Origin of the sequence: Aeromonas sp. SER (genome assembly GCF_038739615.1) — a bacterium.
In the GTDB taxonomy this organism is placed as follows: domain Bacteria; phylum Pseudomonadota; class Gammaproteobacteria; order Enterobacterales; family Aeromonadaceae; genus Aeromonas; species Aeromonas jandaei.
Map to the genome: position 1 here is coordinate 128,478 of NZ_JBCGFC010000004.1, position 22,238 is coordinate 150,715.

Genomic DNA, 22,238 nt, shown 5'->3' on the forward strand with positions numbered 1-22,238 from the left:
ATTTATTCCGCGCTAGCAGCCGGGATTAGCTTGTCATCTTTTTCCAATAAAACACCATCAACTGATATTTCTTTGACGGTATATCCATCGCCAATCGACATTCCACGCTTGGCTTCAAGATCTGTACCATCAGGAAGCCGCATAACTGCAAATAGATTTTGGCTTTTACCCACAATGCTCACAAGCTTTGGTGTCGGGTCTAGCTTTGGTGCCGAGCTTTGCCCACCCATACCAAATGACGGTTGTGAATACATCGGGCTTGCCACTTGTTCATTTGGCATTGTAACCGAGGGGCTTTTACCATTACCTAAATCAGTGATCCGTTTTTCTGTTGATTTTTTTTCTTCATCAACCTTCAACATCAAAACCTCACTCTGCAAGCGAGCAAGATCAGCAACTGTACAGGGCCCATTACATAATGGTTCCGCAGAAAAGACGGGGGCAACTGGACTCGCGAACAAAACGGTTAAAATAAAAATCTTAAATCTGAGCATATGCGACTCCACTTAATTCCCATATTAGTTTGTGGTTTTCCAGCTTTACTGTAATTGAGTTAAGTCTTAGCCCGACACCACTTAATTGATCAAAGAGGAAATCTGGGGTGAATTCAGTTTTTACATTGAATTCGTAGACCTTCCATGGCAGTTCAATTACTTCACCATTGGAATCAGTAACAGGTTCTCTTTTAACCTCTTCTACTTTAAGTCCATGATTGATCACCTGAAAATAACTGATAAGCGAATCAAGCATTTTATTCATACCTGGTACAGGGTCATTCCCACCAGGATGGATAGACTGAAAAGTGAAATTAAATTCCGCCTCATCACCAGGAACGTGAATACTTGGGCGACCTAGTTCATTCAGTTCTGATTCGACCTGTAGATCAGTTATAGATGCGCCTTCAGTTCGTTTAAAGCGCCAAATCACACTGCTTTCTGAGCATTCACCGTTCATGAATACCCATCCGGCGACACTCAAAGGGGCACCAGATAGCTGCTTAACACATTTTTTCAACGCATCATGAAATGCAGGCCGTTCAATCCAAGGCTTTGCCAGCGTCGCTTTCGTTATAGCCTCATCTCGTAGCTGACGTCTCAATGCTTCGGCTTTCGCTTCTTCGGCAATTTGTTGCTGCCTAATTTCTTCTTGCTCTGCTTGGTACTTCTGATTGAACGTCCATGCCAAGGAAAGCGCGCCTGCACCAATGATTCCTGCCATTGCTAGTTCCTTTGGGGATAGACCTAGCATCAATTTTTTAAGCTGTGCATCCTTGCTCAGCATTTCAGGCTTGAGGAGTTCCTCTAACGTCACATGCATTTCTGCACTGAAAGGGACTTCTGGCGGGCAAATAAATACCGAAAACTCCGATGAATAAAGATTGCTGACTACTTGGATTAATTCCGCAGCCCTAACTTCCCCCTCAACGATCGAGTCTCCCATTGTTACAACTGCACCATCATAAACGGCAGCAACAAAATAGCTTTTTGTATTCGGAATTTGGAATACGCCTGCAAAACTCCTTCTGTGTTTTTCAGGGAGGCAACAAGCAATCGACAAAACCAGAGAGTACATCCCCTTCTCTGCGTAAATGTTATTCGAAGGAACATACCCAGCTTGAATGATGTCGCCTTCACGAATGGCGACGATACTCATCCCTCGCTCTTTACCAATTTTCCTTGCTTCCGCCATAAAATGTAACGGCTGAGTCAGGTTAATCCACTCAAGTCCTGCAACAAAAGTCTTGCCATTGATTTCAATAATATTAGGTTCTTGCTGACGCTTAATGACAGCTCTTTTTTTTCTATGGCCAAATATTTTAGGCAAAACCAAATCGATGGCACTCTGTAGATTATGTTTGATTTTCATTGCTCAGCCATCCTGATCAGGTCATTGAAGGGGTGATGGCAACAACAATCACCGACCGCCCCTTTTTACTTGCAAACCCACCGCCCAGAAGGGGGTTGTATGCAGACCCAGTGCCACGCGCAGTTGCATCATCTACATCGGCCTCAAATCCGCCGACCAAAAGCATCTCACCATCACGAACCTTGACGCGCTGGCTAAATATCCGTGAATCAACTTCCGGCGTTTGAATTTTAGAATCGCCTGACTCTACAGTTTCAAGACGGATCAGGTTACTCAAATTCACAGCATACTGAAGAAGTATATCGCCATTACTATCAGGCAAAATATACGGCAAAAGAGTCATACTAAAACCGGTAGTAATGGATGCCGGTTCCATTGTTGTAGAAACCCCAGAATCAGTGTTATTTGAAGTTGATGACGCAAGGTACGCGGTTTGCTTGGATACCTGTATTGGGGCTGGCTGCAAATTCGTTGTGTAAATAGTGCTTTTATTGACAACCTTTACGCTGCCTTGCTCTGTCAATGCATTCACTAAGACGGTTGAACCGTCAAAGTCTCCACCCGTAACTGTCCAGCCAAGCGAAGAACTGGCTTCTGCAGCCATGCCACTTGAATTTTTAATTGTGAATCCATTCTTCTTCAGCTTGTTCATGACTAAATTTAAGTCGAGGCTAGCTGAATCATCGTCACGGAAGTTAACTGCATATACCTCAACACGGAATGCCACCTGCTGAGTCATCGTCGCGTTTTCTCGCGCAATATACTCCGCAATACGCGTCTGAACTTGTGGGGTATCTGTAACGGCCAAAGAACCAGTCGAAGGAGACATGCTAAGACGCCCCACTCCTGGAGTTAGCATATTGCGCAGATTTTTCTCAACATCTGCGATTAGGTCATTTTTTATCAACGTTGTGGTTGATTGATTAGACCCGCCCTGCCCTGTAGATGAGCTACTACCACCACTGCCGCCTCCAGAGCTAGTAGACACATTCGCTTGGACAACAGATGAGGTTTCCGTTGTCGCCTGGAGCGCCATTAACGTATAGATTTTAGAGTCAAGGTAGAAAATCTCTACGCCTGTTGCATTAGCCCGCCACCCCAAGCCCAAATTAGCAGTCACATTATCAAGCAACCCGGCTAACTGACCTTGGAATTTAGTGTTAACCATGAACTGAGAAGCCACATTTGAGCTTGCGTAACCGGAGCTAACTGACGGAGCCGTAGCAGGCAAAGGCAAGTTTGGCATAGAGGACATACCCGGCAATGAAGGCAGTGGAGGAATTGCCCCCCCCATCTGTCCGCTAGAGTCCATGCTCTGCCCACCTTTCACATAGGTAAGCGCATCCGTAGTGAGTCGAATTGGAACGCCACACAAGCTGGTTACTCTTTGAGCGAACTCAACAAGTGTTGCCGGTTTTGCCGTTACATACACCAGGTCACAATTCAGGGCGGGATATTGCTCCACAACCGCAGGCCGTACAATCTTAATGGCTTTTGTTTGCACCCACGGCTGATCATGATGAACTCGAAGAACAGGTCTCGAAGGAGCTGGTTTAACCGCCTCCTCATTGCGCTTAGCCAAGTCATCAATGATGCCGTTTGCAGCATCATTACTGTCATTGACCCGGACAGCAGCGCAACCGGACAAAACGAAAATTGATGAAATCGTTAACGCCAAAATTGTTTTTTTCATTTCATCCCGACCTGTTTTTTAGATGCTGAAATTATGACCAAGCGCTGCCCAGGGAAGGCGTCGGCATATAGGGGAACCTCAGCATTCTTGTAAAGAAAAAGCGTGTCATTTACTGCCTGAAGAAAATCTCCAGTCCTTTCGAATTGGACTTCAATGTTGTAATTTGATGTTGTTTCCCACTTTACAACCATGTTTTCGGATGCACCCCACTTAGTCAAAACCTCTTTGAGAGTTGCACCAGCTTCGGCACGCCAAACTTTCTGACGAGCTATCGGAGCTGCAACTGCGCCTAGAGTCGGGACATTTCCACCCACATCCCGCAATGGAATAAAACCGTCCTGCTTCACAATTGCTTGCGAATTACCCGTGGCGCGTGGTGTGTTTACGCTAGCAGTTTCCTTTGCCAACTGAACATCTGAAGCAGTCGCAGTGGACACAAATGGGTTAGGCTCAGCAGATTTTGATAAGGGAGGCAATTTCGACTCCGAAGACTTGGCCAACAGATCTTCCCAACCAAGATCATTTGCTGCCTGGCTTTTACTGTTTATGACATAGGCATCGCCGACAGCACCTTGCTCACTTTTGGAGATGACTGCAGTCTTTGTATAACCATCCAGCAAAACGTAGAGCCCATGCTGACGAGCGATAGATACCCACTGCTCAGACCAAGGACGGACAGTGAAATCCACACGCACCTGCCCAAGAGAAGGATCTGTGTACTTCACTTTCCAGCCTGTCGGCACAATCTCACTTGCGACACGCCCAAGATCACCTTGACCCGCAGCACCTATAACTCCGTCGGCCCTGAGGTATGCGTTTGTCACAAACGGAACAGCAATGAGCGCGATAAGAAGATTCGTATAACGCATAAGACTCCCTGAGCAAGTCGCAATGTTTCTAAATACCATATTAACTACAGTGCTTCATAATGCCAATTAGATTCTTCCAAGCAGCATAAATTTCCCTAACGTATCTGGCATGTGTTTTAGGTTTAAGCCGCTGTTTTGCATGATAGTTCCCAACTCCAAGCCAGAAATCCCCTTTAGCACGATCGATTTCATATCGCAGGAGATAACCAACCGCCCATATGCTCCTGCATGGCACTGTGCAGATATCACTCCGTGTTAAATCAAATTTTGACAACTCAGGCATTCGAACATCATTAATACCACCAGGCCCACAGTCAGTAGTTGCATTCCGGTTTGTCAATTTTTTACCTGACACATCGCCACGTTCGTGATAGATGACTGAGTACAACAACTCCTCTGGAAGCTTAAATTGCCATGCAGTCCACTCTATACAGTGTGAATACGGCTTGTACTGGATCATGATCTTGTTGTCATAGGCCTTATCTCGCCAATGACTGAATTGGCAAGACTCTGCAGGAGATGATACAGATGCATGAGCCTGGCTAGGCAATAGAAAGGCCATAACCAATGCAATGATGTACGGCCTAACATTGTTCGCGAGTAAGTTCATAACCATTTCCATAGAAAATGCGAGCAGACCAATTGGGATCGCATTCACTAACCGCATAAATTAACAAATTGTTTTAAGCTTTAGCTTGGGGTTGTTGCCTGATGTGCAAGCCTGCCCAGTCCAATCAACCTGCACTACACCACTCGACTCCCCTACTTTGATGGTCACCCCATAACGAGTTGCAACATCTTGAAGTAGCTCGTCAGTCGATATGTTGTCAGCTCTAAAATCAATTTTGATGTCACGCAATTCCGGCTTGCTATAACGAACATCCCAAGTTGCCGGTATGCTCAACACCATGACATCTTTCAATGGCGTTTGATGTCCATAGCCATTGAGTCGATTACCCTGAATTTTAGGAAGACCTGCTGAGTAAGTAGCGCCACCATTATGGGCTGCCGGAGCTGTATAGGATGAGCCAGATACGTCCAATAGCTCAAATGCCGCATGCGCATCATCAGCAACTAATCCAATGCCGGAAACAAGGAAAACGATACCCAGTACACTTTTATGCCCAGAAGAATTGGCCATTCTTATTTCCCTCACAAACATTTTTCTCTTAATTAATGCCAGTAATCGCCTGGCCCGAATTTTCTTAAGATGACAAAAAATCAGAATAAGACTGTAAGGGCCTAACACCACCCAGAGTTTCGGTATGAAAATCTGGAAAAACCATGGAGCAACTGCAGCAGCAGGAATGCTGAGGCTATCAACACCAACTTTGCTGTAAAAATTCAAACTACGCCATGAACTCATAACTAGACCCCCGAAATTATCAGATCATATGTCTCTTGGCTGATTGCACCGATATCCAGATGATGCTTCGCTGATTGTGATGTTGATTGCGCAAATTCAGAGTCGAACTGCCCCTGGTCGTCAATAATCTTTCTTATCATCCTCTCTGAATCTTTGAATTCAACAGCTTTCAGCTGGTCTCGAACTTCCTTTGAAAAAACAAGGTACTCACGAATCGGCACGCGTTTTCCATCGACACTCACAGCCAAATATTGTGCAACAATCAATCTTAGATTGCTGATCATTTCATAGTAGCGAGCCTGTCGTTCATGACTAGGAAACTCATTAATAAAACGAGTAATTGTATCAGAGACACTATTAGCATGAGTGGTCGTATAGACAAAATGACCACTCGATGCGGCCCTAATAGACGCTTCAATCGTTTCAAGATCTCGGCACTCACCGATTAAAAAACCATTTGGATTTCTTCTAAGCGACGCTCGGATTCCGACTGCAAATGACTTAATCCAACCAAGTGGATTAACTTCCGTCTGATAGATCTGGTTAGTCGGATCACTTTGATAAGCTAGCTCAGAATGCAAATATTCTATTGGAGCTTCATAAGCATTGATGATGCAATGACCATTCTTCATTTCCATCCGATAGCGTAAAACAGATGCCAGTAGTGTCGTCTTACCTGAGCCAGTTTCTCCAGACACAATTACCAAGCCTTGACGCGGCGAGATGTTATTAAAGATCCCTTTCTCCAAGGCCATGGCAGCCAGTTTCGGTGGGACAAAATTAATTGTCCGCATGGTCAATTGAATTCCTTTTTGCGCCTTAGGATTTAAATATGAAATAGCATTAGCACGATATCTAACAGGCCGACTTCGATTGTCGTCCTTCACTGATAGATGGCTATAAGATCCATCGTAAGGATTGCCTTGCAACACCGTAGATGCTGCTGCAGGATCATCCGTCAATTTCATAAAAAAACGGCTTAGCTCTTCCATGCGCAATGGGCGCTGATCAAATACAGGGTAAATCAATCCATGCGACTTCACTACAATCCGACTTTCATCACTCAAATATATATCTGAAAAGTCACCACAAGCGTGGCAGTGACGAAGAATTTCATCAATATCATCGCCCCCAAAGGCACCTTTGACCGCTTGCAGCCTAAACTTTCCATTGTGATCGTTATCAATCATCGAATCATCTCACCCTTAAATGGCATCACAGTTTTGGCTGTAAATGCCCGGCATAGCCAATCATTTCATTCATTGAAATACTTTGATCTTCAATCCCTCTCGGGAATAAACCTGCGGTTTGTGGTAATCGAGAGATGGCAATCCAACCTTGTTTATCTAAGTTGAGATTAGGCAATGCCTTAATAGTAAGAACCCTATCGCCTACATTCATTACCTGACCATTGCCCGTTACAGCCTTATAGCTCTCACTTACTTCAGGTAATGACACCATATTGTAATGACGCAACACGTGATACCTTGTCATCCCGACATAGTCACGAATTAGTCTTGCATAACGAGTTTTCATGGTGTACTCGACACTCTTAACACCAACCTCCCAACCTCTTTTTAGAGATGCATTCCAAATTTGATTTTCTCTTTCATTTTTTGGCCGCATCTGCCTATTCGGGATAACTGGTTCATCAGGTACAACATACAAATACTCGCGCCAAGATTTAGCTCCATATACAAACTTTGAATCAATGTTAATCTGGAACGTTTTATCCAAGATACGAAGAACTCGACCCGATTCAGAAATGATATTCCTCCCATTATCTTCACTGATAACAGGGGGTTGGATACTGTAATTCTTCTGCTTGATGAGCAAAGGATCGAAATTTATACCTGCATCATAAATTCTCTGATTGGCAGTGATGAAGTCCTGAACATTCTTAGCTTGCCACTGAGCGCCAGATTGCACGCCCAATGTGAATGCAGTGCTTTCGATTGCCTTTTCCCACTCGCTCCCAGCAACCAATCCCAAAGCAGCCTCTTCATCACGGGAGATGTTTTCAGCCATCAATGACTGCAAAGCGGCTTTGCCATCAACATGCTTTTTTTCATATCTACCACTTGAGTCTGCAAAGCTAGGCGCTGAAAGCACTGCGACAACAAATAGCATCAGGGGCTTTATCTTCATATAACCCCCTTCACAGATACGTTAACTGGATTGTGCCAACCATGTTGGCATTGCGATTTACAATTACCGACACTTTAGCCCTGGCACCCGCTTGCGCCCCAATGTCTCTAAGTACATCGTATGCAGTGCGCTCTTTTGCACTGAATGTGACAATTACATCGGTGACTGGACGCTTGCCTAGCGGACCTTGCAACTTGTACCCGGTCTTCTCAGAGATCAATTTCAATGCGTTTTCTATTGGACCTTCCCATCGTCCAGCATTGATGGTCACATCGAGCCCTTTCGGCATAGCCCTAGATTCGTTGTACTTGTCAATCTGCTGCGCTGTCGTCATATGACTCTTCACCGACTCCCGCTGAGTTTCAGCAAGGACCCTCAATGAGGTCTGGATCGCAGTGAGCGTCTCTTGGGTCTGCTCGTTATATGGTGATGGCTCGAAAGAGGTTGTGCTGGAGCTATCTACAGACGGTTTAGCCTGACAGCCTACCAACATCACCCCTACTACCGTGATTGTCAAAATATGACGGATCATTCGTATTGTCTCCCACTGCCAAGGCTAATTCCGTGTTAATATACACTATATAAAAATTGCAGCAAGGCAACAAGCTATGACGATAGATCTGGACAAACTCAAGTCGTTCAACCCAATTTCAATCGAACTTCCTGTAGAAAAACCTTCAACTGACGTCATCGAATTGGCGCCAAATCGACCAATTTATCAGGATCGAACTGAGCGTCTTCTATCTGAATGCAATTCTCATTACTCAATGAGTTTGAACATCAATTCCATGACGATCGATGACGCTAGTGTGTTTGCTCAGTACCTTAATGAGGTTAAGCGCCCCTCAGTAGCCCCTAGAACATGGAGAGCCTATCGTTACAGCGTAACCAACACACTGGGAGACATTATGAGCTCTCTCCTCATATCCAGGAGTGGAGTCTCATTGGCAAATCTTCCAAAACGGAATGCTCGAAAACGAAGCAACAACTGCAACGCATCTAGATTGCGCCAACTAACTGATCAAATGCGCCAATCCAATTCCCGCTATAGAGATATCGCGATACTGTGGTTGCGAGCGGGTGTGCTCACCGGGCTTAGGCCACAAGAATGGCTTACATCAACAATCCATTACGAACTGGGTGAGCCTTTTCTAAAGGTCAGAACGATTGTCAAAGGTGTGATTAAAAACAGTGATGCAATGGAGGTAAGGTACATCCCGTTACAGCACCTAAACTCAGAGGATTTTGCAGCAGTTAGAATGTTGTGTGATGCTTTTTCAAATCTATCACAAGTGCAATACCAGGCAATGTACTCAGGATGTCGCAATTTTATCAACCGAGCCTCACTGGCATGTTTTGGCAGTGATGACTCTGTTAGTCTATACAGCACAAGGCAACAGTTTGCTGCCAACTTAAAGCGGAGCAAGATTAATAAACTCGCGATCCAGTATGCAATGGGACATACCAATGAGGATACACAACGACATCATTATGCGAGTGCTAAAAACGGAGATCTAATCGCATTTCCTGCGGAGCAATGCATTGCAATAAATGAGCAATTCATGAAGGTGAAATGAAAAATAGGGGGGCAATTGCAATTGCAAAATGCCCCCCTATGACCGGACCATGAATCTGCACAATCAACTTATAACGTTGTAGAAGCGCAGCTCTTTTTCAAGCTCATCGATATAATGCTCCATCTTATCATCATCAAGCCGCCTTCCTACTCGCAGCTCTTCACTGTAATGTGTTGCAGGGTATGCACATTCAATTGAAGTTTCTGGGATGCCATCATCATCCAGCATTAAATAAAGGAATCGATCGGTATACAGAAGCCATGTAAAAAGGGCTGTGCAAACAACACCATTGTTTTTCCCCTCTTTAAGAAGCCGCCTTAGCACACCAGAAACGTACTTATGTGATTTGGTCGCTAACTTAACCTCATCCCGATCCGCATACTCCTGAAGCAAAAAATCAGTTCTTGCATGAAGCTTCTTCTTACTGAACTCCTTGGCCATGAAGCATGACACATCGCCAAAATACTCCACAGCGGGCTTCAACCCTTCACATAAGAAGCAGATCAACCCAGCTGCTACATATTGCTGGTGCCTCGGTAAAGCTCCGAAAGATGTGAACTCCTTGTCAATCTGTCTTTCAAACACAACTTTTGCCGCATCCCGGTCGAAAAACATTCCTCTGTTTGGCTCATATTCGTCTTTTGGCCTAATCAGGTTGTGCTCACGACAATAATGAGCAGGGCGCTGACGAATACGATATGGACCCTTCCGAATGTCTAATCCATATCGTAGAGGATTAATTTTTGCCAAGTGCCGATTGAACCGCCACACAGTTTTGGTCTGCTGTTCAATCAGCTCTTCCAAGTTCAACGGGTTATCAAACCTTGGTCTGAAAAACAATTTTAGGGCACAGTAGAATCCCACCGCTCCATATATGAAAGAGGTGATGACCTTCGTCTCAGCCTCAACCCTTGTAATGGCATTCATAGTAATTGTCCCTGGAGCAACAGCCTCCAGGCGGCCAAGAATAGTCCGGAGGGCGGTTTCATACTCGTCAGTCAGGATTGGACTGAACAACAAAAGAGTCTTTATTTCTAGCTTTTTCACAAAAGCCCAGACGCCAGTATATACACCAGGAATAAACTGTTCTAATGAAAGAATGACACCAACAATAATTATGAATATTACAATATTCCATTCTTGGCCACTAAGGCCGAGCATCCCCGGCTCAGAACTTCCTCTACCAGACATATAAGCCCCCTTTGACCACAACTATTTTTGCCATAACTTTGAGATCCAACTACAAAAGCTCGGTAGCTTTTGATTCTTGATACACCAAACATGATAATGAAATTTTACCCCCCGGAGGATAAGGCTTATAGATGTGGTTATAACGAACGTGGCACATAACCAGACAGGGAAAATACTAACACTCAATACATAGAGGCCTCTTGCAAGGCCAATACCATACCCCAAAAAGAGTATACCAAAAAATATGAATAGCCAGCCAAATGTAGACCTTCGTATCAGACCGACCTCAAGTCCTGCTTGTTCTAAATTTAATCCATCAACCCACAGCGAGTACATCTCAGCATCAGTAAATTCACGGGTCTGTTGCTTGATGAACTCTCTATCTTTTTGGGCCGCCTTGCGAGCCACTTTCTCACTAGAGATTTTCGACCGCATATCTTCAGTGAGCTCTTTGGCACCTTGGGCAGGGTCAGAATATTTTGCAAGACCAGGGAACCCCGGCCTCACAACACTCCAGGCAACTTTAAATGGGTTCACAGAGCACCGCCATTAAATTCCTTTATCAGATCACGCGCAAGTAATGTTGCAACTTGTGATTTTCGTTCTTCTTCATCAATAAGATCATTTGTATCTACACGCGCAAACATTCTGCGCTCAAGTTCCTTCATAGCAGTACCATTGGGGAATTTTTTTGCCAAATACCTCAAAGCCGATTTTCGACCCAGCGCATCATACAAATGCTGACGAATAATCCTGTCCTGGTTAGTGGTCGAATACCCCCATAGTTCTATTGGGCCAACAGAGAAGAGTAGGAACTGAGAATATTTGCCATCCTTAATGTCAAATTTGTATAACAGCGAGGAGCCTTCCTTTTTCGGCCCATGGAGATAATTTCCACGTAACAGCTCGAGCTCAGTCTCACTCAACCCTATTCTGTTCTGAAATTCAGTAATGTCATTTTCCTGCACCGCTCCCAAAATGAACTTATTTGTACAGTTTGAGATTATAGAGTCTGACAAATCTTTTAGAATGTGAGTGATGACGCAAATCTGCATATTAGCCTTACCGGCTATACGTTGATCTCGTTCAATTTGCTGAACCACTTGCCACACTGGCGAGTACATATGAAATTCGTCATATGTGATACGTTTTTCTACATCATTAATTTCTCGCAATCGACGCTCTTGATAGCCTCGATAAATCCCATTAAAAGCCCTTATATCTTCATCTACTTTTAAATAGAGATGTCGCGTAGCATGATATCGTGCGGCAAGAACCGTTAGCGCGGTTTTTTTCATTCCCGCTGCGGAGTTATCACCACAACCAGATTGCAAATCAAGAGCTATTACTCTTGCGTTAGCAAAATCGACCTTGGTTGCGCCTTGGAAGATAGGATAATCTCGAATTACAGCATTCACTTTTGTGACAAAATACTGAACCAAGTTTCCAGATACATAACCCTCTCCGAAGCTACGGTTTATTAATGCACTACTTTGAGCAACCTCAGGCAAATCCAAAATGACTGGCACAGCTTGCAATTGAGCTCGGTTTGCCATTTCAATGTAGCCTTTCTTGAAAAGAGCATCTCTAAGTTCGTACCAACTCGGGTCAGCTGTAGCTACCAACTCCGAAAGATCACTGTCAGCATTAATCACTTCATCAACGCTAGGATCAACATAACTTGAGTAACGCTTGGCATTTTTATAATCAGCATAATGACGATACGCCTCATCAACAACGGCTGACACCAAGTCACTCAGCCCCTCTTTGGGTTTAATTTCTCCAGGCTCTGAAATCAGAAGCATCAGAAATGTAATGATGTCCTGCCGCTCTTTTGGATGTGGCTCAAGCAACCCCAACTGTATATCAAGTTGATTCATTGCATGATCTGCATCCCATGTCAAAGTATGACTTAACGTCAAATGCACTTGCTCTTTTGGCAGACTATCGCGCAGGAGATCGACAAATCCAAAGCTTGCTTTACCGATATCAAAGGTGACGCAATATGGTAGTGATGCGTTACCAGCTTTCAGACAAAATGCTTTTTGAATACAGTTGGACAAAACCGACTTACCTTGTCTGGGCTTTGCAATAATCATATCCATCTGTGACTCTTGCTGACCAGAACCTGGCTGCCAATACCAAGCCTTTCCTGCTTTATTTCTGAATACAACCCCCCCCTGAGGCCAAAAGGATGCACTCCGCATTAACGGGAGCATATTTGCGGCATCATAATATGTTGGATAACCGCAAACTGCAGCGTTTTTTGCACATGTACCAACCGCTGACGTCAAATGTAACTCGCTTGGGTCAATTATTTCGCGAACCAAGTCCCCCTCACCCGACAGCTGGTAAAACTTTATAATCGAACTAACATCTTTTCTCAGACGATTCTCATCGTCATGTTTAACCACCATAATGATTTGAAGGGATATTTCGGTTTTTATGCCGTTTGCATCTGTTGTGTGCTCATCCTCAACAGCTTGCTTAAATAGCTTATTATCTCCGTGAGCGAAACCGAGGAATGTATTTAGAAGACCATTAACTGTGACATCAAGGCCCAAGCCATGATTAAGCGTAAACGAAACACGCAGCCGGATCCCAGCAGAATGTACTCTAGAGATAAAATCCTGGAATGAAGTAATTCGACTTGGAAACACATCCACTGAAAGTGATGCGTAATACGTATCACCAATTCTGAATGTACCACCAGACCTCATCTCATGCGGCTGTCTACTAATTTGGACATCTAATCGAGGCACCATTACGTTTGCAGCACCAAGATTCCCCACATGATCATGGTGAGAACGAGGGAGAATGCGATCACCCCAGAGAATGGGCTTCCAATAGTGGCTACAGGAATCTGGCTCTATTTCACGTTTTATTTCATGAGCAGCCTCATGACAGTCTAATACTTTGATTCTATAAAAAGCAGATTCTAATGTGCTAACAAAGGTACTAACTGAAGACTCATGAACATTTAGAAGCGTTTCCATATAGAATGGACTAGGGACATGTCTAAGTATATCGTGATACTCACCATGTTTTTTTTCAATCTCTTTGATTTCTTCACTCGCAACCTTTTGATCAATTGCATCGCTGTGTGTCCAAATCGCCAAATGCAATGATTCATATGTACACCACTTTTTAGTGATCTCTATCTGCTCCTCATAGATATCATCCATATCCACATCCAAGCGCTTGCAAGTGCTCAGAATGGGCGCGAAATTATCACGAGCATGGACCTCAGTGAATTTCTTATCGTAGTCAAAAACAAACTGGATGCTGTTTCCTGGCCTAGCAAAAGTTGCCTTCAGCAGTTCTCCGACTGCATATGCTGCCGCCTGATATTCATCTCTACCTGTTATTTTGTAAAATCCATCTATTCTGACTATTGTTACAAAACTATTTTTTTTGGTTTTGAATGTGGTTTCATTAACCGGAGATTCGATGTCAATAAAATCATGGGTGTCTTTCCCCATAAACATCTTTAATGCGCCATAGAAATTATTAAAAAAGCTCATTTTTTACTCTCCGCAAAAAGGGATGTTATTTTTGCCCGTCGCATTTCTTGTGGAAGTTCTATGACTCGGTCAAACTGAATAACCATCTCCAACCCCTTCAATCTGACTTGAGCTTCGAGCGTGCAACGATTAGGCGCATCGACACTAAAGAAGCAAGATCTGTTTGTGATGAAATCAACCATTGGATGATGCTTTTTCAACTCGGAATCGTTCATTCAGACCTCCCATCTCACCACCACTAATGGTCTCTAAATACTGGTCATAAGCAGAAATCAGCCATAATGGACTACTCAGTCCCATGCCCGCAGCAAACTCCATCAGAGGGCCCAGTCGAGCTGGCAAAACTGATACGTCAACGGACCCAACACCATACCCTCTAACCAAATAGCCTGCAGACTTGAGTGCTTTTGCAGCCTTCCAGCACATCAAGCGATCCCAAGATCGCATCCAAACTGCCCTTGCTGGTTTTATTTTTCGCTCGACACCATGTATTTGAACCTTTCTCTCTGACGCCAATGAAGTCCAATGATTTTCAGCAAGAATTCCCATCGATACAGACAATTCCCCCACAACGCCTTCCGATGGGAGATTTAAGTCCAATCGCTCGGTTAGATCTTGATATGCTTCAGCACAAAAAATCTCTTTTATGCAAATATCACCGTAATATGCTAGAAGCATCGCCTCTTGACCTGTAACCCAATTACGCCTCGAGCTGCCATTGGCAATATCAAGTAATTCAGCAAATTCTTTATCAACATTCTTTATTGCGATATTGCACAATAATGGCCGCGACTTACTTAGCTCACTTAAGAATGCGAACACTGGGCTATTGCCAGACTTATGACTTGGACTCCAACCACTAGGGGCGTCTTTTACTGCAGTCCATGAACCGAACGGGACAGGCATTCCCATAATTTCATTTGCATAAAACACTTTTGAGAATTTCAGGTTTACAGTGACGTGATCTGAAGGGTACAACCCATAGCAAATTTGGTAGACATTATGTGCTTCATTAAGACATTCATCGACCAACAGGTTACCACTACCTCCTGCATCAGCTTCAACAAGAGGCGTAATCAGCGATTGGCTTACTGTGTCCTTGAAAGTGCTCCCTATAACATCAATTTGATAATGCCGACTAGCGATGCGCATAATACGATCAACCAATTCAGACAATACGCGAACATGAACGTTCCCGGATGAATTCACAGACAAACCCAACTCTTTAGCTACCCGATAAAGATTTTCACGAAAAAATGAACACCTCTTGAGCTTAGGATTACGCCAAAGATTAAACCTGCTCATCTGTTCATACTCAAGATTGGTAACCCAGACCACATCTGACTTCAGATCACCAATTGAGGCAATACGAAAAACGATACCTCCGGCCTCCGACGCATAGCCTTGCTCAGGGCATTCTGGGTTATCAAAAAAAACGACCCCAAAGTTCGGAAAACCATCCATATATCGCGCCTTTTAAAGTGATTGTTGAGCCAACTTATTCAAAGCAGGGTAAATACTTTCTTTCCAGAATTTGGAGATTTCACCCAATTTTTCTTGCTCTGGCCAGAAAAGTACATCCTTTAATGCCCTCCCTCGGTTGCAATACTCACCATCAGAAAGGTTCCTTAATGACTCGGCCATTACATCTAAACTATCAGCCCCCGGACCAATAGCGTGAAGCCCGCTGTTGCTTTGTTTTAATTTACCTCTTAGCGACCCCAAAACCACGCTGACTTTCAATTCAGCACTGGTTTCATCAATGCTCACGCCTTCCAGCCCATGATAAATAAAATTTAATTTTTCTTGCGTTACCCCAGGAAGCAAAATTAGCCGCCCAACATTATGTTTCGCTGCAATTTCAAGCCGTTGTGAGTAATAACAAAGAGGGCAAACTATGATTGGTTTAAACTCACCTACACCACAGTTATAATCTATCGCTTTCTGGTGCAATGGCGAATTGAACCCACAAAATGCACACCTTGTTTTGTGCTGCTGAATGCGTAATAAGAGAAACTCAGTCAACCGCGCATCAGTTAGCTCTTCTTGCGCGGTTGACTGCGACCATCTCCCGTCAGCATTGTTTCGGTAGATGGATATAATCATTAGAGGCCATAATCTCCTTTATCCACTTTGCTATTACTACTGCCATCAGTGCCGATGACCGTTTTAGAACCATCCTTAACAAACTGATCGTAACTAATCAGTGCCACGCACAGAATAAATGACACAAACGCAGTGCCTGCTTTACCAGGCTCCTGATTGGGTTTGGTCAAAGATCGACATGTGAACAAAAAAATCAGACCAAAGATAATCCCCGCCAGAAAAGCGAAATTCATAGTCGCTTCAGAGATTTTCTTCATAAAGCCAATCAAGTTGTCTATCCATCCACCCAAACCGGTGGTGCTAGTTGCAGCCATAGCTGGTGATGACATAATCATCATCGCAGCCACGATCACTTTTGATTTCAATCCCATTTTGGTGTCCATAAAATTTTCTCCGGTTTTTATTGGGAAGTCACAAGCGGTTTTGTGACATCCATTCTCCAAAGGCACCCACGAGTGGAAAAATCACTCCTATTGCCTGAGAAGTCTCTGATGGCATAAAAAGCATTACACCAGCAACAAACTTTGCACACAAACTACCCCAAGTTATCTGCCCACGTTGCTGTGGATCATTTAGTTTTGGCAAAGTTGTACCAAAACTAAATAGGGTAACCATCCCAAACACTTGGAAAAATCGATATAACAATGTCGCCATTAAGGTTTCACTTTGATCTGTTTTCCCTATTGCACCCCATGAAAGTGGGTTAACCGGCTCCAATGCTGAACCGGTCATAGTGAGCACAGAATCCTGAATAAACGTAGGGAACTGGATCATTACAACCATTCCCAACATTGTACCTATAAGCTCCTTGGTAGTAATCCCCTGCCCCCTGGCTTGAGAACTACCGTAGGACCTCATTCCGAATAAAAACTGAATTCCATAAAATAGCCCTGTCACAATAGCCATCGATAGAATTAGTGACGGCAACAAAGTTAAAAAATTTATCGCCTCAAAAACATCCATGGCACCACCACCTTATTAATTACATCTACCGATTCGGGCACCGGAGTTAAACATTACACACCCATTTGGTGTCACTGAGGTTATGCTTCCTTTCCCGTCAACAACGCCTCCGACACCTTTGACAAAGGTATTTCCGCTTAAGTCATCTACAAATACGACGCGATCGTTGACGACAGAAATAACACTCAAAGTTTTACCTACAACAGGGGAATATGTTGGCTTTTGTAAAGCAGGGGCCGTTTTCACAAACCGGACTGATTCGGCTGACGGCTTTACAACAGGTCTCGGTTTTGGCCGCGCCTTGGGCGATGGCTTTGCATTAACAGCTGGCTTACTAGATACTGCCGCAGTCTTAACTGGAGGTTTTGCCCCGACAGTCAACTCCTTAGACTCAGCCTGTTTTTTGCAATAGTCACCAGACATCAACTCGCCATACTGATCACTGATTGAGGCAAGCTTTGCATTGGTTTCCGCTAGCAACTGATTTAATTCCGCTTCCCGGCCTTGCGCAACACTCAGACGGCTTAATGCATCCCGCTTACCAGTTTGAGCCTCATTCAAAAGACTCTTAAGTCTCTCGATCTCACCTAGGTTTTCGGGTGGGGGCGCAGAAGATTCAACGACCTGGACGGGTTCCTCTGCTGGGGCCAGATCCACTGATTTCACAGGGCCTGCCACCTCAATATTGCTCCCTCCCTGGCTTACATCAACCAAATCGACTAAGTCATCACTACCGCGACCACCACTAAGGGCATAATTCATCCCAACAACAATACCAAACGCCAATACTGAACCACTCAAGCCAAGGATAATGTATTTCACAAAAGCACTTTTTGGCTTGCCACTGGCACCACGCGAACGAGCTGATCGCGGATCAGCAGCGATTTCAGGTTTAGACCTGCTGTCGTGACTTTGTTCAATGACATCTGAAATATCACGCTCGGCAGCCGCCTTGCTGCCAGCGCCTGGCACCTCATTCATCATCGCAAGAAACTCGGAATCTTGTTCGTCTTCAAAATCAGGTTCAAAATCCGGCTCGAAACCCCCCTCCCCCGAGGCGGAAGGGTGACTACTTGCAACTGTCTTTGCGTCAATCACATCATCATCTGTAAGCGGTTTATCGTGCATGGCCTAACCCCTGAGTATCAATGCTTTTATACTATCAACGAAACTTTGCAATATCAAACTCAAGAGCCAACAGTTTGCTTAATTCGATATGGCTCTGGCAGCCAAGGAATATGAGCTGTATCTATCACTACGAGAGCCATCTCTTGGCCCTTCCTAACCCGGACGGTTGGCGGTGTATCAAAAACCTTTTCCGCAACAGTACCAAGCTTCTGTCCCACTTTCCCCGCGCCAGCAATGACATAATCTTTGGTCTTTGCATTTGATTGGCTAGTTATCGTCTCACCATTAACTGTGACGTCATTTATTGCTGCCTGTGACAACTCTCCTGCTCCTTCAGCAAAAGCACTAAAGAAAAGCATCCCATAGCGCAACATAATGTGGCGGTCAGTCGAAGTAGAAAATCCATTTGATGCAACAACGCCAGGATCTAACGCAATTGCTTTAAACGGTGCAGAATTTCGATCCCAAGCGATACTGGTAGATTCAAAAACAACATAACCGTCTACCCTAGTAACCTTTAAAGGTACTTTGGCACCAGCTAAAGGACCCGCACCAACCTCTGCAATAATAATTGTAGTGGTATCAGAATTAACCTCGCTTGTTGTGAATGCGATAAGAGTATCTCCTGGCACAAAACCACCCACGGGGGTCCCATTAGCGTCATCTCTAAGTCCAGTCCGAACATTTACTGGATTATCTGCATCCCCTTTACCAGAAGGCTTCCAGTTTCCCTTAAATGATGTAGCCCCATCACCTTTGGAGGCAGTCCTAAATGAGATGTAGGCACGCTGCATTGCTGCACGTTTATTTTGCTGCAACGACTCGAATTGTTCAGGCGTAACCGTCAGGTAAACTTTTGATTCTTTTTCAGGTTTGGCATCAACCACATTCGCGTCGACATCTGATTGAGAGGTCTCATTTTTTGTCTGAGTTACCTTAGGAACCTTGTTATCCAACAACGCTCCTTGACGCTTTGATGACCATTCTTTTAACTCATTATCAGCAACATAGGACCCGTCACCCTCTGTTGTTGATTGCTCCTTCCTCTGCTTTTCACTTGCATCTAAAGTCGGCCTCAATTGTGGATTGTTAACATTGCTTCCGGATCCAGCTTGTGAGTCGCCAACAGGCTGCGCTCGCAGATTCGTAGGCTCACCCACAGCGTTCGCACCAGCTTCATTTGGTGAAATATGCGGCACAGGTGCAAATATTGAATACCCGAAATACACAATTATTGAAATGGTTGCCAATAAAGTGACAACAGCAATCTTTCTATTTTTCTTGGGCAGTTGAACAAATGATTTCACTGCTGCCGAGTTCTTAACTGACTCCATCATCGTGTCAATTCCTTATTCAAACCTGCAATAGAATCTTCCGGAATATAGGCGTAATGCTGTTCACCATCTTCAATTAAAACCAAGACTGGCATTGCGTTCTCAATCTCATAGACACGCCACCCAGAAACCCCATAAACCGGCAACCCTACTGGCGTTACCAATTCTTTTTTTGTGCGAACAACCAACTTCCCTCGATAGACCCAAACCTTCACATCGCCAGGCCCATTCACCTGCACCTCTGTCGCTTCTTTCGGTGCCAAATCATCTAGGAAGGGGTTTAAATCAAGGCGGAGATCAGGGATCGGCTCACCCTTTATTTGTGTTGGCTTTGCATCTGACATTGGAGAAATACCAGAAACCCTATATGTTTTAGTAACATCGACTTCACTGGTTAGGTTTCTGGCATGGCTCAACCTAAATGTCATGGGTAGAGTCTTATTCACCAGCAAGACACTCAAGTTTGCCGTAACAAATGAGCGTTTCACTTTAATCTTTACTATATGCTCACCGATCTGGGATATCTCGTAAGCAGAATTAGAAACATCAGCAGCCTGAATTGGCCACGGCTCCCCCATGGCATCAACAAAGACAACATTTGTATCAAGGCCAAGTCCTAGAGTCATCATTTTAGTTGGCGCACCAGGCCTTTCATCAACGACCTCTGATGTATTTCGCTGCTTAAACTGCCCAGCGCTTAACTCATCCATTGTTTTTGCCGTATTTGAAGATCGCTGATAAAGATCTCGATATTCATCATCATTTAGCTGCTCAACTTCCAAAGCACCTATGCCATACATTTTTTCATTAATCTCTGGTGGTAGCTCAGGAATGTTTTTCAACGGCTGAGCCTCGGTAGGCTCAGTCGTTTCAGTTCGCTCGCCTTTTGTTTTTTGCACCACCGAACTGTTTGCGTAAGCCATATGCGATGAGCAAATTGACGTCACAATCAAGATGGCAATAGTTTGTTTATTAATCATTCAAGCACCAGCCTTGCAATTGCAATCCCATCAGCAAAATCCACATTGTTTTGTCGAACAATCATGGCTTTTAACGTGTAAGTTGTCTCCAAAACATCATTGACATAGTTAACATCTGTCTTCATATTAACCTTCTGCACATGCACTTTTGCAGACCAAGTTTGGTAGTAGACAGCATCTTTATAAAAGCCCTCTTTCAATTTTTGAACGTCACTAACACGTTCAACGTTCCAAATATTCCCGCTTTTAATTGATTTAAATACACCGGACTGACCATTCAGCTCATTCATGAATGAATCAAAGCCCTTTCTTGTAAAACATTTTTTTTGCATATCGACGAAAGATTGTCGATATGAGAGAACATCATGAGTGAGTGAGCCACTTGCACAGTCAACAAACATTTTTTTATAAACATCATCAGAATGAATTTTTTCACCAAAAGGATACAAGTCAATAACGTTCAACCCTTCGGTAAACACGTTCCTATCTGGCATTCTGCTATTGTATTTAATAATGTTAAGGCACCCACTCCAGCCAAAGATGACTGTAAGAATGCTCATTAACACCAGCAAGAAATACACCTTATTCATTCGGTGGTAATGATCAGTAATCAGCATGGTTCCATACAAGGCTCCACGTAAAGCCATCATATTTTCTCCCAGCCAACACTATCGATCTTGAAGTTACTACCATCAATTTGAACAAGTTCCATTGTCACTTTACGCGTCTCGTAACTAATGGACTTAGACTTTGGCAATCGCGTAGTTAACACACCGACTTGCATTAACCACTTTTTCGCACCGCCATCAAGAAACCCTTTTTCATTTGCAATTACTGGAGTTTCATTTATCGCTGTTGACCAAGCTTCTTGATTAGCCTCAAGATAATTTTTCACCCTGGCTTGTTCCAATGCATTCCGGTATTGTCGATAACCTCGCGATGTAAATCGATCCTTCAGCAAATCAAGGCGAGCATCAAGATTAAGGAAGTTAAATGTCAATATCTCGGCTGCACTTTCAGACGTGTAATTCAAAAGCCGAGCAGTTGAATTGCCCGATCCTTCGAACGTAAGCAACTTAACTCGCCCACCATCCCGGTCCATTGCATATGTATCCCCAGCCACAGGAGCTCGACTAGACAGTAGCCAGATACCAAAGCCCATGCTTACGTTCACAGTCATGGACGCCAGCAAAAATCCGCTTAGAATCATGTTTGATTTTCGAACAACACGCGCTTCCAGGGCTTCGGCGGTAGGTTCGACAAGAATTGCTTGCTCAGACTCAACTACCTTTGCACCAGTCACACCTGATCTTTGTGCACCTTTCTTTCTTCCAAACATCACCTAAGGCCCTCTTTGTCGAGCCAAGCAGCACACAAGTGCCACCAGGCTTTCTTTTTGCTACCATAAAAACATATCCAGCTTAGCATTCATTTGTAAGTGTGTGAATGCTGCCAGCGACAAATCTTGCATTGCAATCACAGCACCAATGTTT

Annotated in this window: 22 protein-coding genes; 1 reads left to right on the forward strand and 21 read right to left on the reverse strand. The window is 44.1% G+C overall.

What is annotated here, in order from left to right:
* Nucleotides 1-2: 2 nt before the first annotated feature.
* Genes pilP through AAHA41_RS07890 form a run of 9 tightly spaced genes read right to left on the reverse strand, consistent with a single transcriptional unit; the run spans nt 3 to nt 8,474 of the window.
* Nucleotides 3-494, reverse strand: a complete 492-nt coding sequence (gene pilP, locus AAHA41_RS07850) for a type IV pilus biogenesis protein PilP (protein ID WP_136502091.1) — start codon at nt 492-494, stop codon at nt 3-5.
* Nucleotides 481-1,866, reverse strand: a complete 1,386-nt coding sequence (pilO2, locus tag AAHA41_RS07855) for a type 4b pilus protein PilO2 (RefSeq protein WP_136502092.1) — start codon at nt 1,864-1,866, stop codon at nt 481-483. Before pilO2 ends, pilP begins: the two co-directional genes overlap by 14 nt.
* A gap of 16 nt (nt 1,867-1,882) precedes the next feature.
* Nucleotides 1,883-3,559: a PilN family type IVB pilus formation outer membrane protein gene (locus tag AAHA41_RS07860; protein WP_323069303.1), complete on the reverse strand. Its 1,677-nt coding sequence runs from the start codon at nt 3,557-3,559 to the stop codon at nt 1,883-1,885.
* The gene (locus tag AAHA41_RS07865; protein WP_323069301.1) at nt 3,556-4,428 is read right to left on the reverse strand and encodes a TcpQ domain-containing protein; all 873 of its coding nucleotides are present in this window, start codon (nt 4,426-4,428) and stop codon (nt 3,556-3,558) included. Before AAHA41_RS07865 ends, AAHA41_RS07860 begins: the two co-directional genes overlap by 4 nt.
* Before the next feature lie 40 nt (nt 4,429-4,468).
* A complete protein-coding gene (locus AAHA41_RS07870) occupies nt 4,469-5,038 on the reverse strand; it encodes a lytic transglycosylase domain-containing protein (RefSeq protein WP_136502095.1) in 570 nt (189 codons plus the stop codon).
* A 60-nt stretch (nt 5,039-5,098) separates the two neighbouring features.
* Nucleotides 5,099-5,794 (reverse strand): hypothetical protein, encoded by a 696-nt coding sequence (locus AAHA41_RS07875; protein WP_136502096.1) that lies wholly within the window; start codon nt 5,792-5,794, stop codon nt 5,099-5,101.
* Between the two features lie 2 nt (nt 5,795-5,796).
* Complete coding sequence (locus tag AAHA41_RS07880; protein ID WP_136502097.1) at nt 5,797-6,984, reverse strand: ATPase, T2SS/T4P/T4SS family; 1,188 nt, start codon at nt 6,982-6,984, stop codon at nt 5,797-5,799.
* A 25-nt stretch (nt 6,985-7,009) separates the two neighbouring features.
* Nucleotides 7,010-7,942 (reverse strand): type IV secretory system conjugative DNA transfer family protein, encoded by a 933-nt coding sequence (locus tag AAHA41_RS07885; RefSeq protein WP_136502098.1) that lies wholly within the window; start codon nt 7,940-7,942, stop codon nt 7,010-7,012.
* A 10-nt stretch (nt 7,943-7,952) separates the two neighbouring features.
* Nucleotides 7,953-8,474, reverse strand: a complete 522-nt coding sequence (locus AAHA41_RS07890; RefSeq protein ID WP_136502099.1) for a DotD/TraH family lipoprotein — start codon at nt 8,472-8,474, stop codon at nt 7,953-7,955.
* A 76-nt stretch (nt 8,475-8,550) separates the two neighbouring features.
* Here AAHA41_RS07890 and AAHA41_RS07895 point away from each other — a divergent pair, with 76 nt between their 5' ends.
* On the forward strand, nt 8,551-9,519 hold the full coding sequence (locus AAHA41_RS07895) for a site-specific integrase (protein WP_136502100.1): 969 nt from the start codon (nt 8,551-8,553) through the stop codon (nt 9,517-9,519).
* Nucleotides 9,520-9,582: 63 nt separating this feature from the next.
* Here the strand turns inward: AAHA41_RS07895 and AAHA41_RS07900 are convergent, their stop codons facing one another.
* From AAHA41_RS07900 to AAHA41_RS07955, 12 genes are all read right to left on the reverse strand, one after another.
* On the reverse strand, nt 9,583-10,710 hold the full coding sequence (locus tag AAHA41_RS07900) for a hypothetical protein (RefSeq protein ID WP_136502101.1): 1,128 nt from the start codon (nt 10,708-10,710) through the stop codon (nt 9,583-9,585).
* 21 nt (nt 10,711-10,731) lie between these two features.
* Complete coding sequence (locus tag AAHA41_RS07905; RefSeq protein ID WP_136502102.1) at nt 10,732-11,247, reverse strand: hypothetical protein; 516 nt, start codon at nt 11,245-11,247, stop codon at nt 10,732-10,734.
* Nucleotides 11,244-14,234 (reverse strand): ATP-binding protein, encoded by a 2,991-nt coding sequence (locus AAHA41_RS07910; protein WP_136502103.1) that lies wholly within the window; start codon nt 14,232-14,234, stop codon nt 11,244-11,246. The genes AAHA41_RS07905 and AAHA41_RS07910 overlap by 4 nt, the downstream gene beginning before the upstream one ends.
* Before the next feature lie 174 nt (nt 14,235-14,408).
* Nucleotides 14,409-15,698, reverse strand: a complete 1,290-nt coding sequence (locus tag AAHA41_RS07915; protein ID WP_136502104.1) for a hypothetical protein — start codon at nt 15,696-15,698, stop codon at nt 14,409-14,411.
* Nucleotides 15,699-15,710: 12 nt separating this feature from the next.
* Complete coding sequence (locus AAHA41_RS07920; RefSeq protein ID WP_136502105.1) at nt 15,711-16,340, reverse strand: hypothetical protein; 630 nt, start codon at nt 16,338-16,340, stop codon at nt 15,711-15,713.
* Nucleotides 16,340-16,723: a hypothetical protein gene (locus AAHA41_RS07925; protein ID WP_136502106.1), complete on the reverse strand. Its 384-nt coding sequence runs from the start codon at nt 16,721-16,723 to the stop codon at nt 16,340-16,342. The genes AAHA41_RS07920 and AAHA41_RS07925 overlap by 1 nt, the downstream gene beginning before the upstream one ends.
* A gap of 28 nt (nt 16,724-16,751) precedes the next feature.
* Nucleotides 16,752-17,303: a hypothetical protein gene (locus AAHA41_RS07930; RefSeq protein WP_136502107.1), complete on the reverse strand. Its 552-nt coding sequence runs from the start codon at nt 17,301-17,303 to the stop codon at nt 16,752-16,754.
* 15 nt (nt 17,304-17,318) lie between these two features.
* Nucleotides 17,319-18,431, reverse strand: a complete 1,113-nt coding sequence (locus AAHA41_RS07935) for a hypothetical protein (protein WP_136502108.1) — start codon at nt 18,429-18,431, stop codon at nt 17,319-17,321.
* A 59-nt stretch (nt 18,432-18,490) separates the two neighbouring features.
* Nucleotides 18,491-19,768, reverse strand: a complete 1,278-nt coding sequence (locus AAHA41_RS07940; protein WP_136502109.1) for a DotG/IcmE/VirB10 family protein — start codon at nt 19,766-19,768, stop codon at nt 18,491-18,493.
* Nucleotides 19,765-20,745 (reverse strand): DotH/IcmK family type IV secretion protein, encoded by a 981-nt coding sequence (locus AAHA41_RS07945; RefSeq protein ID WP_136502110.1) that lies wholly within the window; start codon nt 20,743-20,745, stop codon nt 19,765-19,767. The genes AAHA41_RS07940 and AAHA41_RS07945 overlap by 4 nt, the downstream gene beginning before the upstream one ends.
* Nucleotides 20,742-21,395 (reverse strand): DotI/IcmL/TraM family protein, encoded by a 654-nt coding sequence (locus AAHA41_RS07950; RefSeq protein ID WP_136502111.1) that lies wholly within the window; start codon nt 21,393-21,395, stop codon nt 20,742-20,744. The genes AAHA41_RS07945 and AAHA41_RS07950 overlap by 4 nt, the downstream gene beginning before the upstream one ends.
* On the reverse strand, nt 21,392-22,084 hold the full coding sequence (locus AAHA41_RS07955) for a DotI/IcmL/TraM family protein (protein ID WP_136502112.1): 693 nt from the start codon (nt 22,082-22,084) through the stop codon (nt 21,392-21,394). Before AAHA41_RS07955 ends, AAHA41_RS07950 begins: the two co-directional genes overlap by 4 nt.
* Nucleotides 22,085-22,238: the final 154 nt, after the last annotated feature.

What these genes read in the sequence shown, in the direction of transcription:
- AAHA41_RS07915 (WP_136502104.1), bottom strand. Translation starts at nt 15,698, where the DNA reads ATGGATGGTTTTCCGAACTTTGGGGTCGTTTTTTTTGATAACCCAGAA.
- AAHA41_RS07865 (WP_323069301.1), bottom strand. Translation starts at nt 4,428, where the DNA reads ATGCGTTATACGAATCTTCTTATCGCGCTCATTGCTGTTCCGTTTGTG.
- AAHA41_RS07935 (WP_136502108.1), bottom strand. Translation starts at nt 18,431, where the DNA reads ATGCACGATAAACCGCTTACAGATGATGATGTGATTGACGCAAAGACA.
- AAHA41_RS07925 (WP_136502106.1), bottom strand. Translation starts at nt 16,723, where the DNA reads ATGGACACCAAAATGGGATTGAAATCAAAAGTGATCGTGGCTGCGATG.
- AAHA41_RS07910 (WP_136502103.1), bottom strand. Translation starts at nt 14,234, where the DNA reads ATGAGCTTTTTTAATAATTTCTATGGCGCATTAAAGATGTTTATGGGG.
- AAHA41_RS07885 (WP_136502098.1), bottom strand. Translation starts at nt 7,942, where the DNA reads ATGAAGATAAAGCCCCTGATGCTATTTGTTGTCGCAGTGCTTTCAGCG.
- AAHA41_RS07895 (WP_136502100.1), top strand. Translation starts at nt 8,551, where the DNA reads ATGACGATAGATCTGGACAAACTCAAGTCGTTCAACCCAATTTCAATC.
- AAHA41_RS07875 (WP_136502096.1), bottom strand. Translation starts at nt 5,794, where the DNA reads ATGAGTTCATGGCGTAGTTTGAATTTTTACAGCAAAGTTGGTGTTGAT.
- AAHA41_RS07870 (WP_136502095.1), bottom strand. Translation starts at nt 5,038, where the DNA reads ATGAACTTACTCGCGAACAATGTTAGGCCGTACATCATTGCATTGGTT.
- AAHA41_RS07900 (WP_136502101.1), bottom strand. Translation starts at nt 10,710, where the DNA reads ATGTCTGGTAGAGGAAGTTCTGAGCCGGGGATGCTCGGCCTTAGTGGC.
- AAHA41_RS07955 (WP_136502112.1), bottom strand. Translation starts at nt 22,084, where the DNA reads ATGTTTGGAAGAAAGAAAGGTGCACAAAGATCAGGTGTGACTGGTGCA.
- AAHA41_RS07945 (WP_136502110.1), bottom strand. Translation starts at nt 20,745, where the DNA reads ATGATTAATAAACAAACTATTGCCATCTTGATTGTGACGTCAATTTGC.
- AAHA41_RS07950 (WP_136502111.1), bottom strand. Translation starts at nt 21,395, where the DNA reads ATGATGGCTTTACGTGGAGCCTTGTATGGAACCATGCTGATTACTGAT.
- AAHA41_RS07940 (WP_136502109.1), bottom strand. Translation starts at nt 19,768, where the DNA reads ATGATGGAGTCAGTTAAGAACTCGGCAGCAGTGAAATCATTTGTTCAA.
- AAHA41_RS07860 (WP_323069303.1), bottom strand. Translation starts at nt 3,559, where the DNA reads ATGAAAAAAACAATTTTGGCGTTAACGATTTCATCAATTTTCGTTTTG.
- pilP (WP_136502091.1), bottom strand. Translation starts at nt 494, where the DNA reads ATGCTCAGATTTAAGATTTTTATTTTAACCGTTTTGTTCGCGAGTCCA.
- AAHA41_RS07930 (WP_136502107.1), bottom strand. Translation starts at nt 17,303, where the DNA reads ATGGATGTTTTTGAGGCGATAAATTTTTTAACTTTGTTGCCGTCACTA.
- AAHA41_RS07890 (WP_136502099.1), bottom strand. Translation starts at nt 8,474, where the DNA reads ATGATCCGTCATATTTTGACAATCACGGTAGTAGGGGTGATGTTGGTA.
- pilO2 (WP_136502092.1), bottom strand. Translation starts at nt 1,866, where the DNA reads ATGAAAATCAAACATAATCTACAGAGTGCCATCGATTTGGTTTTGCCT.
- AAHA41_RS07880 (WP_136502097.1), bottom strand. Translation starts at nt 6,984, where the DNA reads ATGATTGATAACGATCACAATGGAAAGTTTAGGCTGCAAGCGGTCAAA.
- AAHA41_RS07920 (WP_136502105.1), bottom strand. Translation starts at nt 16,340, where the DNA reads ATGATTATATCCATCTACCGAAACAATGCTGACGGGAGATGGTCGCAG.